The 15879-nt window shown below is 68.9% G+C and carries 13 protein-coding genes; all 13 read right to left on the bottom strand.

Going from position 1 to position 15879, the window contains the following annotated elements:
• Positions 1–146 precede the first annotated feature (146 nt).
• Positions 147–2213 (bottom strand): TonB family protein, encoded by a 2067-nt coding sequence (locus D7W81_RS20745; protein WP_120557119.1) that lies wholly within the window; start codon positions 2211–2213, stop codon positions 147–149.
• A gap of 56 nt (positions 2214–2269) precedes the next feature.
• Entirely contained in the window at positions 2270–2557 is a 288-nt protein-coding gene (locus D7W81_RS20740; protein WP_120557118.1) for a hypothetical protein, read from the bottom strand.
• Between the two features lie 157 nt (positions 2558–2714).
• Positions 2715–4196 carry a tetratricopeptide repeat protein gene (locus D7W81_RS20735; RefSeq protein WP_120557117.1) on the bottom strand — a complete coding sequence of 494 codons (1482 nt, stop codon included), beginning with the start codon at positions 4194–4196 and terminating at the stop codon, positions 2715–2717.
• Positions 4193–7858 carry a tetratricopeptide repeat protein gene (locus D7W81_RS20730; protein ID WP_120557116.1) on the bottom strand — a complete coding sequence of 1222 codons (3666 nt, stop codon included), beginning with the start codon at positions 7856–7858 and terminating at the stop codon, positions 4193–4195. The genes D7W81_RS20735 and D7W81_RS20730 overlap by 4 nt, the downstream gene beginning before the upstream one ends.
• 262 nt (positions 7859–8120) lie before the next feature.
• Positions 8121–9659 carry a tetratricopeptide repeat protein gene (locus tag D7W81_RS20725; protein WP_120557115.1) on the bottom strand — a complete coding sequence of 513 codons (1539 nt, stop codon included), beginning with the start codon at positions 9657–9659 and terminating at the stop codon, positions 8121–8123.
• A gap of 2 nt (positions 9660–9661) precedes the next feature.
• Positions 9662–10873, bottom strand: a complete 1212-nt coding sequence (locus D7W81_RS20720) for an outer membrane beta-barrel domain-containing protein (RefSeq protein WP_120557114.1) — start codon at positions 10871–10873, stop codon at positions 9662–9664.
• Positions 10874–10882: 9 nt separating this feature from the next.
• On the bottom strand, positions 10883–11701 hold the full coding sequence (locus tag D7W81_RS20715) for an outer membrane beta-barrel domain-containing protein (RefSeq protein ID WP_120557113.1): 819 nt from the start codon (positions 11699–11701) through the stop codon (positions 10883–10885).
• A 309-nt stretch (positions 11702–12010) separates the two neighbouring features.
• Positions 12011–12679, bottom strand: a complete 669-nt coding sequence (gene rplC, locus D7W81_RS20710; protein ID WP_120525748.1) for a 50S ribosomal protein L3 — start codon at positions 12677–12679, stop codon at positions 12011–12013.
• Positions 12680–12822: 143 nt separating this feature from the next.
• Positions 12823–13593, bottom strand: coding sequence for a hypothetical protein (locus D7W81_RS20705; protein ID WP_120557112.1), 771 nt, complete (start codon positions 13591–13593; stop codon positions 12823–12825).
• 82 nt (positions 13594–13675) lie between these two features.
• Positions 13676–14086, bottom strand: a complete 411-nt coding sequence (locus D7W81_RS20700; protein WP_244227321.1) for a hypothetical protein — start codon at positions 14084–14086, stop codon at positions 13676–13678.
• 115 nt (positions 14087–14201) lie between these two features.
• Positions 14202–14855: a HupE/UreJ family protein gene (locus D7W81_RS20695; protein WP_120557110.1), complete on the bottom strand. Its 654-nt coding sequence runs from the start codon at positions 14853–14855 to the stop codon at positions 14202–14204.
• Between the two features lie 40 nt (positions 14856–14895).
• Positions 14896–15465, bottom strand: a complete 570-nt coding sequence (locus D7W81_RS20690; RefSeq protein WP_244227320.1) for a hypothetical protein — start codon at positions 15463–15465, stop codon at positions 14896–14898.
• Positions 15462–15608, bottom strand: coding sequence for a lmo0937 family membrane protein (locus D7W81_RS20685; protein WP_216619045.1), 147 nt, complete (start codon positions 15606–15608; stop codon positions 15462–15464). The genes D7W81_RS20690 and D7W81_RS20685 overlap by 4 nt, the downstream gene beginning before the upstream one ends.
• Between the last annotated feature and the right edge of the window lie 271 nt (positions 15609–15879).

Below are 15879 nucleotides of genomic sequence, written 5' to 3'. Positions count from 1 at the left end.
TCCTCCTGCTCCCTCACACTCCGGGCAGCAGCGGGACGGACAGTAGTGACGCCCGGCACGAAACGGCAGCTGAGAAAAACGAAAATGGCGTGGACCGTTTCGTCCACGCCACTTCGGTCTTCCAGTCTACGAATCGCGCCTTGGCGCTACTCAGCGGCGTCCGCGCCCGAGGGCGAGAACAGCCAGGGGTACGTCACGTTCACCACGCCGCCGCCCTTGGGCTCCGGGAACTTCCAGCGGCGGATGCGGGAGATCATGCACTGCTCAGCCGGGGTGCTGCCCAGCGTGGACTCGGACACGCTGGCGTCCGCGACCGCGCCCGCCGGGTCGATGGTGAAGGCCACCGCGACCTTGCCAGCCAGCGCCGGGTTCTTGTTCAGCTCCGACTCGTAGCAGTACTTGATCTCGTTCTGGTGCCGCCGGATGACCTTGGCGATGACGTCCTTGTCCAGGCCGCCAATCACCGTCGTCTTGCCGGGGATGACCTTGGTGACGGACTTGCCACGGCCGCCCAGGTCGATGCCGCCCGAGCCGCCCGTGCCCCGGCCGTTGCCCTGGGTGCCCAGGCCGCCGATGCCCAGCGCCGTGCCGCCACCGCCGTTGCCCGTGCCACGCGAACCCAGGCCGCCCACGCCGTGCGCGTCACCCATGGCCGCGCCGCCCTTGAGGCCGCCCAGCGAGTTGTTGATGCCGGTGCCGATGCCGCCCGGACCGAACACGTCCGACGCGCCACCCTTCATGCCCTTGAGCGCGCCAAGGAGACCGACCTTGCCCACCACCTGGCGGTCCTTCTCCTTCTTGCTCTTGTCCACCACCGGGGTGCCCGGCTTGGAGGGCGCGGCCTCCTCCTGCTTCGCCTCCTGCTTGCCGAACTTGCCCTCTTCGTCCTTCGCCTTGGCGCCCTCTTCCACGCCGGAGAGCTGGAGCTTCTTCGCCTCCTCCTTCTTCGCCGGGGCGATGAGGAACTTGGCCACGCGCTGCTGGGACTCGAAGACGTCGTCCGCGGACTTCGTCTCCGTGTGCGGCGTCAGCAGCATCGCGGTGACGAACGCCGCTGCGGCGAGGATGCAGATGGCGGCGATCTTGAAGAAGCTGAAGTCACGGTCGGACAGCGACGTCGCCAGGATGGCCGGCGACGGCTTCACGTAGCGCATCACGAACGCCACCGTGCCCAGCGACACCTCCGCCCGGTCATGCAGGCCCAGGCTGAAGAGCTGCTCCTGGTCCGGCGTGGCGGTGTTGAGCTGGCCCGCGGCGCGCAGCGCGTCCTTCGTGCGCACGTCACCGTTGTTGGTGACGAACACGCCGGAGCCCGCCGGAGCGCGCAGCTCCAGCTTGTCGCCCTTGCTCACCGCCAGCACGTGGCTCTTGCCCACCTGCGGCGAGAACACGGTGAAGGTGTTCTTCGCGCCCTCGCCGATGGTGACCGGCGCGCCGTCCTTGAAGTGCTGGACCTCCAGCATCTGGTCGCCCCAGAGCATGGAGACCTGCAACACCTTCGCGTCAGGCGTCGGCTGCGCGTCGCGGGGCAGCGGCTCCTGCAGGTGCGGCGGAGGCTGCGGCTTGCGGGCCGCCGCCACCTGGGGAGGCGTGGCCTTGCGCGGCGCCACGGCGGGCGCGGCGGGGCCGAACACCGGGGTGGACGTCACGTTCGTGGACACCTGCGTGCCCATCGCGCCCGCCGGAGCGGAGCGCGGCGTGCTCACCGTGCCCACCACGTTGGCCGCGTTCATCGCCGGCCGCGGAGGCGGAGGCGCCTGCCGCATGTTGGGAGGCACCGGCGCCGCGTGGGCCACCGGCGCCGCGACCGGCGCCGCCGGAGGCATCACCGGGCGCTGCTGGAACACGCCAGGCTGGGCCACCGCCGCCGCCGGAGCCGGAGCCACCGGCCGGGGCGTGTCACCGAAGAGCACCTCCACCCTCGAGGTGCCCACCGTGAGCACGTCCCCGGGCTTGAGCGCCGTGGGGATGATGAGCTTCTGCCCGGACACCTGGGTGCCGCCTTCACTGCCCAGGTCGATGGCCGTCACGGAGCCATCGTTGTCCACCTTCAGCATCACGTGGAGGTTGGACACGCGCGGATCCTGAATCTTCACCGCCGCCTGGGCGCCCGACCCCACGATGACACTCTCCGCCTCCGAAACCGTCTCCTGGATGGAGCCGTCGGGGGTGGTGATCCGAAGCGTCAAACCGTTTTTTCTCGCCGCCGCCATGAAGTTCTTCCTTCTTCCCTTCCCGTCCCGAAAACGTTCAACGCCACGTGTGCTGTCTAGAGATTGTCCGCCGACTTCTGAAGCTCCGGGTCGAAGTTCTCCCGGACCTTGATGAGGCTTTGGAAATCCGTCTTCTTGCGGTTGAGCACGTAGGAGCCTTCCGGCTTCGTGAGCTCGCCCTCCACCGCCACATCCGTGAAATCAATCACCGTCTTCTTGCGGTACACGGTGCGATCCTCCTCCTGGATGATCTTCACCGAGTCCTTGCCGCTGTCCTGCGCCAGGGCGGGAGCCGCCACTCCCAGTCCCCCCACCATCACCATCGCTGCCAGCAGTCGTTTCATGTGATGTCTCCGCCAGGCCCGCTTCGCGCTTCCATTGCAGGGCTCGCACCAACTCCAAGTCCCTGGATTCTAAGGGAGTCGCCCGGCCGCTTGCACCTGGACGGCTGGAGGAGGGAAGAAAGTTCTCATCCCTCCCGCCAGGGCGACTGTTGTTTCTTCAGGGCGCCGGAGCAGGCGCCGGAGCCGCCTGTCCATTGCCAGACGTTTGATCAGCGGCGGGCGCGGCCGGAGCTTCGGCCGGAGCCGCCTCGGCGCCCTCCGCCGGGGCCTCCTGCTCGGGCGCGCTGGTGTCCTGGGGCAGCTGGTTCATCACGGACGAACCCGCGCCACCGGTGGCGGCCGCGTCCTTCTTGGCCTCACCCTCCGCCTCCGCCGTGGCGGCCGGAGCCGGGGCTGGCGGCGGGTTCTTGAGCATGTTCTGCAGGCCGTTCACCTTGGCGGTGATGAGCTGCTTGTCCTGATCCGTGGAGACAGGCAGCTCCTTGCAGCGGTCCAGGAACGCGATGGCCTTCTCGAAGCCCGCGCGGTCGGACGCGTACGCCCAGCCCGCGCCGCACACCGCCTCCGGCTTGTCCGCGGAGCGCGCGAGCACCTTCTCGAACACCTCGCCCGCGGCGACGCCCTTCTTCGGATCCAGGCCCTTCTGACCGTCCAGCGCGTACGCCAGGTACAGCTGGCCCTCCAGGCCGTCGGGCTCCAGGGACAGGGCCTTGGTGAAGGCCTTCTCCGCGCCCGCGTAGTCGCGGTAGCTCAGCGCCAGGGCCCCCAGGTTGAGGTGGCCGGGGGCGAAGCTGTCATCCAGCGACACGGCCTTCTGGAACTGGGCGAGCGCGCGCGGGCGGTCGTCCATCTTCAGGTAGATCATCCCCAGCGTGTTGGAGATGGCCGGGTCGTCCTGCGCCACCTTGCGCGCGTTGATGACCAGCAGCTCCGCCAGGCGGTACTGGCCCCGGTCGTACGCCACCAGCGCCAGCGTCTTGTACGCCTCCGGGTTGTCCTTGCTGCGCGCGAGCACGCGCCGGCCGGTGGCCTCCGCCTCGTCCAGCTTGCCCGCCAGCCGGTACGTCGCGGCCAGCGCGTTGAGCACGGGCTCGTCGTGTTCGTGGCCGGGCGTCCCGAGCGCCTTGGTGTAGAGCGAGAGGGCCTCGTCCAGCTGGCCCGCGTGCCGGTGCATCAGCCCCAGGTTCATCACCGACGGGGTGTGCGCGGGGTCGATGGCCAGCACCTGCTCGTACGCCGCGCGGGCGTCCGCCGGGCGGCCCTGCTTCTCCGCGATGACGCCCAGGTTGAAGCGCGCGTTGAGCGCCTTGGGCTCCTGGGAGACGACCGCCTCGAAGCCCTTGCGAGCGGCGTCCAGGTCCCCGGCCTCGTAGGCCTTCAGGGCCTGCGCGAACTGGCCGTCGACGTCGCCCTTCGCTGCCGGAGCGGCCTTGGGCGCGGCGGCGGGGACGGTGGCGGCGGGCCTCTCCACCGCGTTCATCGCGACCGGCGTGGGCCGGGGGCCCGTGGCGCAGGCCGTGGTGAAGGCGAAGGCGAAGGCCCCCGCCAGGAACATCCGCTTGGTGCGAAAGCCGTTCATCCCCGTCGTCCCCATCCCCTTCAACTGGCTGCTGATGTCGATGCTGTGGTTCGTCTTCACGGCCGCACCCCCTCGAGCGACGCGGTGGGCTCGGGCTTCGCGGCGCCCGTCCCCTCCGGCGCCGCCGGCTTCTCGCCCTCGGCGGGCACGCCTTCCGGAGCGGGAGGCGCGACGGCGGGCTTGGGCTCCGCGGAAGCGCTGATGGGCCCGTTGAGGTCCTTCAGCACGCCCGCGGCGATGCGCGAATCACTGCTGCCCCGGTACGTCACCGGCTTCACCTGGGCGTAGGCACCCGGGCGCAGCTTGTTGATCTGATCCTGCGCGGCCAGCGTCCACTCGCTGTAGATGCCCAGCTCGTAGGCCTTCTGGAGGCCCTTCTCCAGCGCCTCGCTGGACTTCTCCTCCAGCGGCATGGCCAGGTTCTCCAGCTCGCCGCGGTACATGCTGAGCTGTTCGTCATCCAGCCCGGACGGATCCGGCGAGTCCATGATGTTGCGAGCGAAGTCCGCGTACGCCAGGCCGATGCGGGTCAGCGCCGCGATGCCCCACTCGCCGGAGCCCGTGGCGAGCACCGCCGCGTACTCCTTCTCCACGCGCTGCATCTCCTTCTGCTTGGCCGTCAGGTCGCGGCGGATGGTGGAGACGCGCGTGAACTTGATGTCCGAGAAGCGCTTCCACGTGGGCTCCAGCGCCAGGAAGCGCGCGTGGCCGTACGCGTTGAGCACCGCGGTGTCCTTGCGCACGCCCTCCGCCAGCTTGTTCCAGCCGCGCACCAGCTCCTCCTGCGCCTTCTCCTGGCCGCGCACGTCCCTCATCTTCTGGTACGCGAGCAGCTCGTGGTAGCGCGCCAGGTACGGCTGCCCCGCGGCGGTGCGCGAGTCGCGGCCGTACTCCTCCACGAAGCGGTTGAAGGCGCGGGCCGCGTCGCCCCACTTCTTCTCCTTCTCCCAGACGAGGCCGATGGAGAACGCCACCTGCGGCACGTCCTTGCGGTCCTTGAAGCGCGTCAGGTAGCTGTTCCACGCGGTGACGGCCTTCTGGGACTCGCCCAGGCCGTCGTACCAGACGCCCGCGTTGAAGAGGGCGTCCGCCACCCACGCGCCCGCCGCGTCCACCTGTGCCTTGCGCTCGGCGGCCTTCTGCGCGCGCTTGGACTCCGCGTCCTCCACGGCGCCCGGCGTATCGTCCTTCTTCGCGACCGTGGCGGCCTTCTTCTCCTTGTCCTTCTTGGACTGCGACTCGCGGGCCTTCATCGCCGCGTCGTACTCGGCGACGAAGGACTCGGACATGGCCGCGGCCTTCTTGAACTCGGCGACCTTCTCGTAGAGGCCGGACAGCGTGTAGCGCGTCTGCAGCTCGAAGTTGCTGTTCGGGTACTCCTTGAGGACGCGCTCACCGGCGGTGATGCCCTTGTCCACTTCACCGGCCTCCTGCGCGATGACCATCGCGTAGGTGAGGGCGCGGTCCGCGTTCTCCGACTTGGGGAACTCGGTCACGAAGGCGAGGAACTCCTCGGCGGCCTTCGCCGGGTTCTTCTCCTTCTTGTAGATGACCTCGTCCACGTACTTGTACTGGCTGCCCTCCACCACGCGGGAGACGCGCAGCGCGAAGTCAGAGCCGGGCTTGGACAGCTTCTTGTTGCCCAGGAACTTGCGCGAGAGCGTGTTGAGCTCCTGCCACTCCTCGCGGCTCTCCAGCACGTACATGGTCAGGTCCGCGGCGTCGCGCGAGCGGCGCTCCTCCGGGAACTTCTCGATGATCTCCCCGAAGCGGCGGGCCGCGTCCACGAAGTGCGCGCGGTCGTAGAGGATGACGGCCGCCTGGTAGCGCAGGTCGATCTCATCCTGGTTGCCCGGGAACAGGGTGTTGTACGTGTCGCACGCGGCGACCAGCCGGTCCTCGAACTTCGTGAGCGGCTGCTCGGCCTGCTCCTTGGCGTCGCGCTTCACCAGCTTCTGCTTGGCGACGTCGCCCTTGTCCTTCTTCTCGTCGACCTTCTGGCCGTCCTTCAGGTCGCTCTTGGAGAGCTGGCCGCGTTCAATCTTGACGAGCTTGTCGTAGGCGAGCACCGCGTTGTACGAGGCGGACTTGCGGTAGGCCTCGTTGGAGACCTCCTTCGCGGAGTCGCGGTCCGGAATCTTGAACGCCACCACGGCGTCGTACTCACCGGCGGCGGCCTCCCACTCCTCCAGGGCCCACAGGATTTCGGCGTAGAAGAAGCGGATGTTGAAGGCGGAGTCCGCGACGAACTCCGGGTTGTCGCTGGAGGCGAACGCGTCCACGTACTGCTTGTAGATGTCGCGAGCCAGCCGGTAGGTCTCCACCTGGCGCGTCTTCTGCGCCTCCTGGTGGTACTCGGTGACCATCACGCGCATCGCCTCTTCGGTGACGCTGAAGGCGTTGCGCAGCACGCCCGCGTTGGACGCGTTGGCGGTCCACCACTCGCCACCCGGGCGGTAGAGGTCCACCATCCGCTTCATCTCCTTGCGGACCTGCTGGCGCTGACGCAGGCCTTCGTACGCGCGCACGACCGCCTGCTGGTACTCCGGCGCGTTCGCGCCCATGGGCGAGTCGTCGATGAGCGTGCGGTACACCAGGATGGCGCTGTCGAAGTGGCCCGCGTCCACCAGGCCCGCGGCCGTCTTCGCCAGGAGCCGGCCCTGGCGCTTGGCCGGGGCCTTCTGCTTGAAGTAGGCGAGCGCCTCCTTCGGCTGATCCAGCTGGACGTAGAACACGGTGAGGTCGTTGAGGGCCTCCGTGCGCAGGTCGCCCAGCTCCTCGCCGCGCTGGCTGGCGTAGTCCACGACCTCGTGGAGCTTCTTCAGGCCCGCGTCCAGGTCACCCGCGTTGAAGTCACACCAGGACAGCTTGTAGGTGGCGTAGGCGTAGATCTTGGGAACGCCAGAGTCGCGCGCCTTCTCGTAGTTCTCCTTCGCGGGCGCGAGCTTGTTGTTCTCGAAGTAGTGGTTGCCCAGCTGGATGTACGCGTCCGGGACGAACTGCGACTTCGGGAAGTCGCGGATCAGCTCCTCGTAGCGCGCCACCGCGTCCTGGCGGCGGTTGAGCTCGTAGAGGTTGTAGCCCAGGGAGAAGAGGACCTCGTCGCGGGCCGGGTAGTCCGGGTACTCGCTGAGGATGGCCTCGTAGATGCGCATCGTCTCGGCGCGGTAGCGCTCCGAGTCGCGGTGGTCCTGCTCCGGCGCGGTGGCCTTCTCGCCGCGCGCCACGGCGGCGTCGTAGGCCTTCTCCGCCGCGAGGAACTTCTCCATCTCCAGCTGGTAGAGGTACTTGGACTTCTCCCAGTAGAGCTCCGACAGGCGGTACTGCATCTCCGCCTTCTGGGTGGAGGTCTCCTGCAGCTTGGGGATGAGGCGCTTGAAGCCCTCGATGGCCTCGTCGCGCTTCTTGTCCGCCAGCGCGTCCTTCTTGGAGTCCGCGATGCGCGGCACGTCCGCGAACTTGGCCGTGGCGGGCTTCACCCGCGCCGGGCCCTTGCGCATGTCCTGGGGCGAGACGCCGGGCGGCAGCTCCGCCTTCTTCGCCTCCTCCTTGTCCTTCTTGCTCGCGGCCTCGGCCTTCCTGGCCTCCGCCTTCTTGCCCGAAGCGGACTTCTTCGTGGCCACCTTACGCGGCGGTGCCGTCGGCTCCGCCGCCTCCCCCACCCCACCGGCCGCGAGCGCGACGCCCACCGCCAGTGCACCGAACCGAAGAACCACCTTCATGCGAGCTCCTGGAGAACCGCGCCTCGCCACCCTGGGAAAACTTCTGCCCAGTTGGGAGGGACGCCGGAAAGTAGACGCGGGTACCCAGATTGAGAAGTGGCCCGGAACATGCCTTGTGCCCCGGCGTACGCGATCACGCCGAGCCACCATCCAGGACTCAACATCACGCGAAGAGGCCCCGTCCTCCGTGACCCAAAGTCACGGTGGCGGGGCCTCGAGGGTGCTGCCGGTGGCTGCCAGGCAGGCGGGGGGGCTCCCCCTGTTACTTCTCCTGGCGTGCGGGGCAGCCCCGCTTGAGCGTGTACTGGTAGTAGCCGATCTCGTCGATCCAGAACTCGCCCTGGAAGCGCCAGTAGTTGTAGGCGGCGCCGGGCATCTTCGGGCGGTAGAGCGTCTGGCGGGTGAGCAGCGCCTTCTGGTCCACGCCCTCGGAGAAGAGGTCCTTCTCATCCAGCGCCGTCTGCACGCGGATGATCTCCGCCTGGTCGGAGAAGGTGCGGAGGTTGTCCGCGGCCTCCTTGATGCGGTTCTTGGCCAGCGTGCCGCCCACCTGGAGCAGCGTGGTGCGGATGTCCTCCAGCGACGCCACGGTCTGCGCGGCGAACGGCGTGCCGCGCCACGGGCCTTCACTGATGGCGCGCTTCTCCTGATCCACGCGGGACAGGGTCCGCATCACTTCACGGATGCGCTCGTTGTTGCGGATCCACAGGTACACGGCGCGCGGCAGGCGGCGGTTCTCGGAGGACACCAGGTTGAAGGCGTTGATGGGCGCCACGTCCTCGCCGGTGAAGGGCTCCAGCTGCTTCGCCATGGGGCCGTAGCGCTCGTCGAACGCGGCCAGCGTCGTCTTCACCTCGTCATAGAGGCACGAGTAGTAATAGACGGTGGCCTTGAGGATCCACGACTCGGGCTGGAAGGCGCCCTCGAACTGCGGCGCGTGCAGCGCCTGGAGGCTGCCCAGCGCGCCGCCGAAGTCCTCGTCCTGGAAGCGGGCGAAGCCGTTCTCGAACAGGGACTGGTCCCAGAAGCGCGCGTAGCGGGGCACGCCCTCGTACGCCTTCACCGCGTCCGCGTACTCGCCCCGGCGGTAGTGCACGCGGCCCAGCGCCAGGAGCGCCAGCTCACGCGTCTCCGGCAGCTCCACCTGCGGCTCCTTCGTCTTGAGCACGGTCTGGAACGCGGCGATGGCCGCCTTGTCCAGCGTGTCCCCTTCCCCGGGACGGCCCGGGAAGCGCGGGTCGGCGAGCACCGTGCCCAGGAGGTAGCGGGCCTTCGCGTAGACGCGGCTGTCGGCGGGCACGGCCTCCAGCAGCGACCGGGACTCCTCGAAGCGCATGCGGCGCTGGCTGGCGGTGCCGACGAGGTAGTTGATCCGCGCGAGCACCTCCTTGGGCAGCGTGACCCACTGGTCGCGCACCTCGTCGGTGTAGGCCTGGTTGAGGATGCTGGGGATGAGGTTCTGCTCGTCCAGCCGCTGCTGCATGTCCACCAGCCCCTCGATGGCCTTGAGGTACGAGGGGTGCTTGGGGCCGGCGTTGACGATGGCCGCGTAGGAGATGAAGGCCGCGACGGGCAGCTCCTTCTTGGCGAAGGTCTGCGCCAGGTAGAACTCGGCCTTGCCCTTCAGGTCCGCGTCCTCCCCTTCCGCCAGCTGCGCGAAGAGGGGGGCGGCGGTGTCGAGCTTGCCCTCATTGAAGGCGGACAGCGCGCGGTTGTAGGTGCCCACGTCCTGCTGGGCGAAGGCCACCGCGGGAACGGCGAGGGGCCCGAGGACGACGAGGAGTCGGAGCAGTCGGGACATGGTTAGAAGAGCACCGAGAAGCCAGCGTAGAAGCTGACGTTGTTGAGGACGTCCGACGAAGGCTCGGCGACGAGATCCCGCCCGAGGATGATGTCCTCGCGGTAGTTCTTCTTCGTCTCCGGGTCCACGCCGTCGAACTTCGCCACCTTGCAGCTGCCGCTCAGGTTGAGGCCCTCGAAGGGCTGGTTGGCGGCACGTGCGGCCTCCAGCGCCTCGAAGTCCGCCAGATTGCAGCCGTCCACCTTGTCCACGCGCGCGGTGTAGATGAGGTCGCGCACCTCCAGGCGGATGGCGTAGGACTCGCCGAACTGCACGCGGAAGCCGCCGCCCACCTCACCCAGGAACTTGTTGCCCGTGTCGCCGAAGCGCGCGGGCACCTGGTACGTCTGGCCCTCCACCTCGTTGGCCACTTCCGGGCGGATGAGGTGGCGCGTCTTGCCAATGCCCGCGCCGCCGGACAGCACCAGGCTGAACTGCGCCAGCGAGTTGTTGAAGAAGGCGAACTTGCCGTAGAGCGGCGTCACCTCCACGCCCGCGTGCGCGCCCCACTGGAGCAGGAGCGACGACGCGGCCTGGGCCTGCTCGCGCACCTTGTCGATGAGCTCCAGGTTGAAGTCGCTCTCGTCGGAGTACCAGTTGTACTGGCCGCCCACCTGGAGGGCGAAGTTCTCCTGCAGGTGGTAGACGTAGTGCAGCGCGGTGCCCACGTGGTTGGTGAACTTGCCGTTCACCTGGACGACGCCGGGGTACAGCACCAGCTCGTGCTTGCCCTCGTCCGCGAAGCGCTTCTTCTGGACGATGTGGACGTTGACGTTCGGGTTGTAGAGCGGCGCGCCATTCACCAGCCGCTGCTGCTGCGCGTCCGTGGTGCGCGGCGCCTCACCGGTGTCCAGCACCGGCGCGTCCGCGGGCGGGGTGGCGGCCGGAGCCTGGGCCTCCGGAGCCGGGGCGGACGGCGTGCTGTCCGTGTCGTCCTCGCCGGTGGCAGCGGGCGCGGACGGCGTGGCCGGCGCGGCCTCCGGCGTGGACTGGGGAACGGCGGGCGCGTCGCGCTGGGTGCGCTGGCGCTCCGGCGGTTCCGCGGGAGAAGGAGAGGCCGGCGCGGTCGTATCCGAGCCCGGAGCGGCCGGCGGCTGCGCCGGGGCGGCGCCTTGCGCGAACGCGAGGGCAGGCACCGCGGCGACGAGGAGCGCGATGGAACGGAAGGGTCGCATAGGAAGGGGTCAGAAGGAGAAGGTGTAGCCGAGGTCGAACTGCACCAGGTGCGTGAGGCCCGGGCTGCCGGCGGGCTCGCCGGTGGGATTGCCGGCCTCCCAGTCGTCGCGCAGCAGGTTCACGCGGTAGCTGTCCTTGAAGATCCAGTCGCGCAGCTCCAGCCGGATGCCGTGCTGCTCCTTGATGAAGAAGCGGAAGCCCAGCGCGGCGGACACCACCGGCGCCACGCGCGACTCCTTCACCCAGTAGTTCTCCGTGGCGCTGCCCCGGTCATCCACGGCCGTGCGGTTGTCACAGACGCCCGCGGCCCGGTCCACCACCTGGGTGCACTGGATGACGGACTGGCGCTTCAGGTTGGTGAGGCCGCCGCCCGCCCAGAGGTACGTCTGGAAGTGCACCGGGATGTCCGCGACCAGGCTGATCTTCCCGTAGATGGGAGCCCACCGGGCGCCAACGACGCCGTGCAGGCCCATCCGCCACATGTCCTCCAGCTCGTCCGTGACGCGCTTGTCCTCGCGGTCCAGGAAGGATTCGGAGATGGAGCGCGCCAGGCCCGTGTGGCGGCTGGCGGCGTAGCCCGCGCGGGCTTCCAGCGCGAACGTGTCAAAGAGGTTGTAGGCCAGGCCGGCGTTGAAGAAGTAGTGCGCCGTCAGGTGCGTCTGCACTGGCAGGCCCACGGACAGGGACAGCTCCGGATGGCCCGCGGGCTTGTAGAGCCGGTTGCGGACGACCGCCGAGTCCAGGACGCCGTCTTCCTGTGCGGCGGCGCCGAGCGCCGTCAGCGAGAGGCTCAGCGCGGCGAAGACGCGAAGCGTGCGTGCTTTCATATCTCCTGCCCGGCCCGGGGGTGGGCCGTTGGGTGATCCGGATGGCAACCCGTCTGCTTGGACGGCGAGGCTCCGGCGTGGGACAGCCATGTGAGCACGGCGCCCCTTCACCGCAAGCGGATCCCAACGGCGGCCGGTAAAGTTTTCGCCCTTTGGCCCCAGGGCGACCAGCACTCAACGTTTCCACGGGGATGCGAGCCCTCGCGCCTCCGGAAACGACGAACGCCCCGCCCGGCCACCCGAAGGTGCCCGAAGCGAGGCGTCGTTCACGAGGCGCGGTGAAGCGCCCCGGTGTTCAGCGACCGCGAACTACCGCGCGGCCTTGTGCTGCGCGCGCATGGCCACCTTGATGGAGGGGCGCACGATGACGATGCCGTCATTGTGGCCGGCGACCGCGCCCTTCACGAGCACGAGCCCCTTCTCCACGTCCACGTCCACCACGGTCAGGTTCTGCGTGGTGACGCGCTCGACGCCGTAGTGACCCGGCATCTTCTTGTTCGGGTACGTACGGCCCGGCGTCTTACGCTGACCGATGGCGCCCGGGTGACGCTGATACTCGTGCGTACCGTGCGTCTTGGTCTGCGAACCCTTGAAGCTCCAACGGCGCATGACGCCGGAGAAGCCGCGACCCTTGGTGATGCCGGTGACGTCCACCAGCTCGCCCTTGGAGAACATGTCCGCCTTGATGGCGTCGCCCACGTTGAAGCCCGCGGCCTCCTCGGCCGTGACGCGGAACTCACGCAGGTGCCGGCGCGGGGTGGCGCTGGCCTTCTTGAAGAAGCCGAGCTGCGGCTTGTTCAGGATCTTCTCGCGAATCGCGCCGAAGCCCACGGTCACCGCGGAGTACTGATCCTTCTCCGGGGTGCGCTTGCCGACCACCAGACAGGTGTTGACGTCGATGACCGTCACCGGAACGAGGTTGCCCTCGTCGTTGAACACCTGGGTCATGCCGATCTTCTTGCCAATCAGACCCTTCACGTCGTCCTCACAGCGAGCGCCCGTGGCGCTGAAAGCCCAATGAATTCAATGAACTGGCCTACACGCGTACCCGCGGCCGCCAGGAAGCGGCGCAAGATAGCAAACAGGTCCCCTACGTCAAGCACCAAGGGTGGGCGTCCCCCTCACTGCGCGACATCCAACCGCGGGTAGAAGGGGTTGAGCTGCCCATCCGCGATTCGCTGGGCATACACCTCTTCGCCGAGCAGGAACAGGGCTTGATCCAGATAATCTTCCGCGCCCTTGATCTCCTCCTCCTTGGTGGCGATGGCCTGGTCGAGTTCCGCCATGCGGGCGTCGTGCTGCAGCTTCTGCTCCGCGGCGGCGTCCTCCAGCTCGATCAGGCGCTTGTGCGCCAGGATGCCCGCCGCGCCGGGCTGGCCAGGGGTAGGCGTGAGGGCGGAGGCCAGCTGGGCCTCCCAGTCCTCCACCTCGCGGGCCAGGCGCATCTGGGCGATGCGGTTCTTCTTGAGGTTCTGCTTGGCGAGGTCCAGCTTCACGGGGTCCTGGGTGGTCATCTCCAGGTCCGTGAGCTTCGCCTCCAGCTTCTTCACGCCGGCGAGGGCGTAGCGCAGGTCGGCGCGGCGCGTGTCCAGCGTCTTGCGCAGCCCCTTGACCTTGCCCTCCACCGCGGTCACGGCCTTCTGGAACCGGCCGGTGATCTCCTTCTGGGCGGCGCAGTCGTCCTCGTACTGCGCCAGGAGGTCCTGATAGGCCACGTCCTCGTCGTTCATCTCCGCTTCCAGCGCCGCCAGCTCGTCCCGGCGCGCCTCCAGCACCTCTTCGGCGCGGTAGACGCGTTCCATGGAGCGGGGGCAGTTCGGCTTGCCGGGGAGGACGTCCCGGGCCAGGTCGCCGAGCTGGAAGATGAGATCGTTGTAGCTCTCCTTCGCCATGGGCGGAGTCATACGCCCAACACGCCAGGACTGTCACCGGCCGAGCGCATCCGCCGCGCCCGGCCCCGTCACATCCCGCTTTTCAGTCCGCGGGGGCCGCCACGGCCTGGGACTCGCCCCTGCGCACCGCCGCCAGGGCGCCTTCCGCCAGGGCGAGCAGCTCACGGGCGCGGTCCTGCTCCTCGGTCCGGTTCAGCTCGCAGACCCACGCGGATGACAGGTCCGCGTGCTGGCGCGCCATCTCCGCGGTGGTCTCGTAGCGGGCGGCTGACGCACGGGCGAAGGCCCCCTCGCGGCGCAGCTCCAGCACCGTGTCCGGGTCCAGATCAATGTCCTCTGGAGGCACCGGCAGCGGCCCGCGTCCCAGCGCCGCCAGACGGGCCAGCAGCCGTGACGCATGGGCGCGGCAGAACGCGGCCAGCACCATCAGCCGTGCCCGGACCCGCGCATCGTTCATGCGCTCCGCCAGCCCCGTCATGCGTCGGGCTGACACCACTTCCGCCTCCCACGCGGCGGCCAGTGCAGCGGCCAACCGGGTATGCCTCGCACCCATTAGCGTCCCTCCCCCACCCTCGTCAGACGCAAGCTAGGAACGCTGCTGGGGCAATTCAACCGACCGCGCGAGCAACCATCCAATAAAGCCCCACCCCCGCGAGGCAGATGGATGACAGGCGCACAACCTTCGAGTGCAGCCGGGGCCTGCGCTGAACGATTCGCAGCACGGGAACCAGGAAGGCCACCACCACCGCCTGCCCCACCTCCACGCCCAGGTTGAAGCCCACGAGCGCCGGCACCACGGCGGTCCCCAGCCCGTAGCCGCCGAGCACGCTCGCGAAGCCCAGCCCGTGCACCAGGCCGAACAGGAAGGTGAGCCCCGCGCGGTGTCCATGCCGGCGCAGCAGCAGGTTCTCCAGCGCCATGTAGAGGATGGAGGCGGCGATCGCGGCCTCGGCCCACCGCGTGCCCCGCGCGTCCAGCGTCCACCAGCCCAGGGCGGTGAGCGCCAGCGTCAGCGAGTGCGCCAGCGTGAAGGACGTCACCAGCAGGAGGATCCGCCGGAACGTGCCGCCCACCAGCAATACAGCGAAGAGGAACAGCAGATGATCCGCGCCCTCCAGGATGTGGCGGATGCCCTCGCCCACCCAGCCGGCGAACCCGTCCACCGCCCCAGGCGCGACCTCCACTTCGTGGGCATGGACGGCGGCCGGCCCCAGCAGGACCAGGGCCAGCAACACCACCCGGGAGGCGGGGAACGGCTTCATCGCGCGAAGGAGCCTGCCCTCCGCGCGCCCTGCCCGTCCACTACTCGCGCACGAACTCCAGGTGCACCTGCTGGCGGCCCGAAAGCCCGCCGTGGTGCGCGCCGCAGCGCGGACAGACGAACGGCTGATCCCACTCCCACGACGCCTGCACCTCTTCACCGCAGCAGACCATGGGCAGCGGGCGCAGCATCTCCTCATCCGGAGGCAGCGGCCGGGGCAGCGGCTCCGGCGCCACCGATACAAAGGTGGGCCGCGGGTTGTGCGACAGCGTGCGCTGCACGTACGCCAGCTGTTCGTACCGCACGTGGTTCGCCCACGCGCGCGCCATCTGCTCCACGTGCGCGGACTGCTCCGGCGTGAGCCACGCGTCCGGCAGCGCGCGGTGGCCGCAGTACAGGCAGTGCCACGCGGGCAGCTCCTCCGCCGTGTACGCCTCGTGGAGGTTCTCGAAGGGGAAGTAGCCCGCGAGCAGCCGCTGCAGCATCCCCGCGTCGTGGCGGCTGGGCCGCGTCTTGAAGTTGCGCTGGCAGCGGGGACATTCGCGCCGCACGAAGCCCGCCTTGTCCCGCGGCAGCTCCAGCCACGCCATGTCCAGCTCCGGCAGGTTCACGCCAGCCCCCGCCGGCGCCCCAGCGACGCGACGCCCAGCACGAACGCGATGAGCGAGAACACCAGGAGGAGGTGCACCCACTGCCCCTCCGTCGAACCGGTGATCAGCCCCATCACCCACAACACCATCAAGATGATGCCCATGGTCCAGTACACGCCACGCCTCCCGCCACACAGGGGTCCATGAATCAGACCGGGCGCAAGCTAGGAACGCGGAAGCACCGCGGCAACAGGTGGTGCTTTCTGCAGGGTCAGGTTGGGAAACAAACTTCCCAGCCCGGGCATTTTTTCCGGCCGCCGTGGGCCCCGCCGGGCCTGTTTCAGGCCCTCTCTTAAGGATCCGTGAGGCAGCCAGCGCACGCCTCGTACGCTGGCACGTTGCCTGCTTAGCCGCTGGGTGTGGGCGAGTCAGCGG

It is taken from the genome of Corallococcus aberystwythensis (assembly GCF_003612165.1).
In the GTDB taxonomy this organism is placed as follows: domain Bacteria; phylum Myxococcota; class Myxococcia; order Myxococcales; family Myxococcaceae; genus Corallococcus; species Corallococcus aberystwythensis.
Note: the sequence above shows the minus strand (reverse complement) of the source record. Positions and strands in the feature narration are given on the sequence as shown.

Coding starts and splice junctions, on each gene's coding strand:
- D7W81_RS20715 (WP_120557113.1), bottom strand. CDS start 11,701: ATGAAAGCACGCACGCTTCGCGTCTTCGCCGCGCTGAGCCTCTCGCTG.
- D7W81_RS20720 (WP_120557114.1), bottom strand. CDS start 10,873: ATGCGACCCTTCCGTTCCATCGCGCTCCTCGTCGCCGCGGTGCCTGCC.
- D7W81_RS20745 (WP_120557119.1), bottom strand. CDS start 2,213: ATGGCGGCGGCGAGAAAAAACGGTTTGACGCTTCGGATCACCACCCCC.
- D7W81_RS20725 (WP_120557115.1), bottom strand. CDS start 9,659: ATGTCCCGACTGCTCCGACTCCTCGTCGTCCTCGGGCCCCTCGCCGTT.
- D7W81_RS20695 (WP_120557110.1), bottom strand. CDS start 14,855: ATGAAGCCGTTCCCCGCCTCCCGGGTGGTGTTGCTGGCCCTGGTCCTG.
- D7W81_RS20685 (WP_216619045.1), bottom strand. CDS start 15,608: ATGGGCATCATCTTGATGGTGTTGTGGGTGATGGGGCTGATCACCGGT.
- D7W81_RS20740 (WP_120557118.1), bottom strand. CDS start 2,557: ATGAAACGACTGCTGGCAGCGATGGTGATGGTGGGGGGACTGGGAGTG.
- D7W81_RS20705 (WP_120557112.1), bottom strand. CDS start 13,593: ATGGCGAAGGAGAGCTACAACGATCTCATCTTCCAGCTCGGCGACCTG.
- D7W81_RS20730 (WP_120557116.1), bottom strand. CDS start 7,858: ATGAAGGTGGTTCTTCGGTTCGGTGCACTGGCGGTGGGCGTCGCGCTC.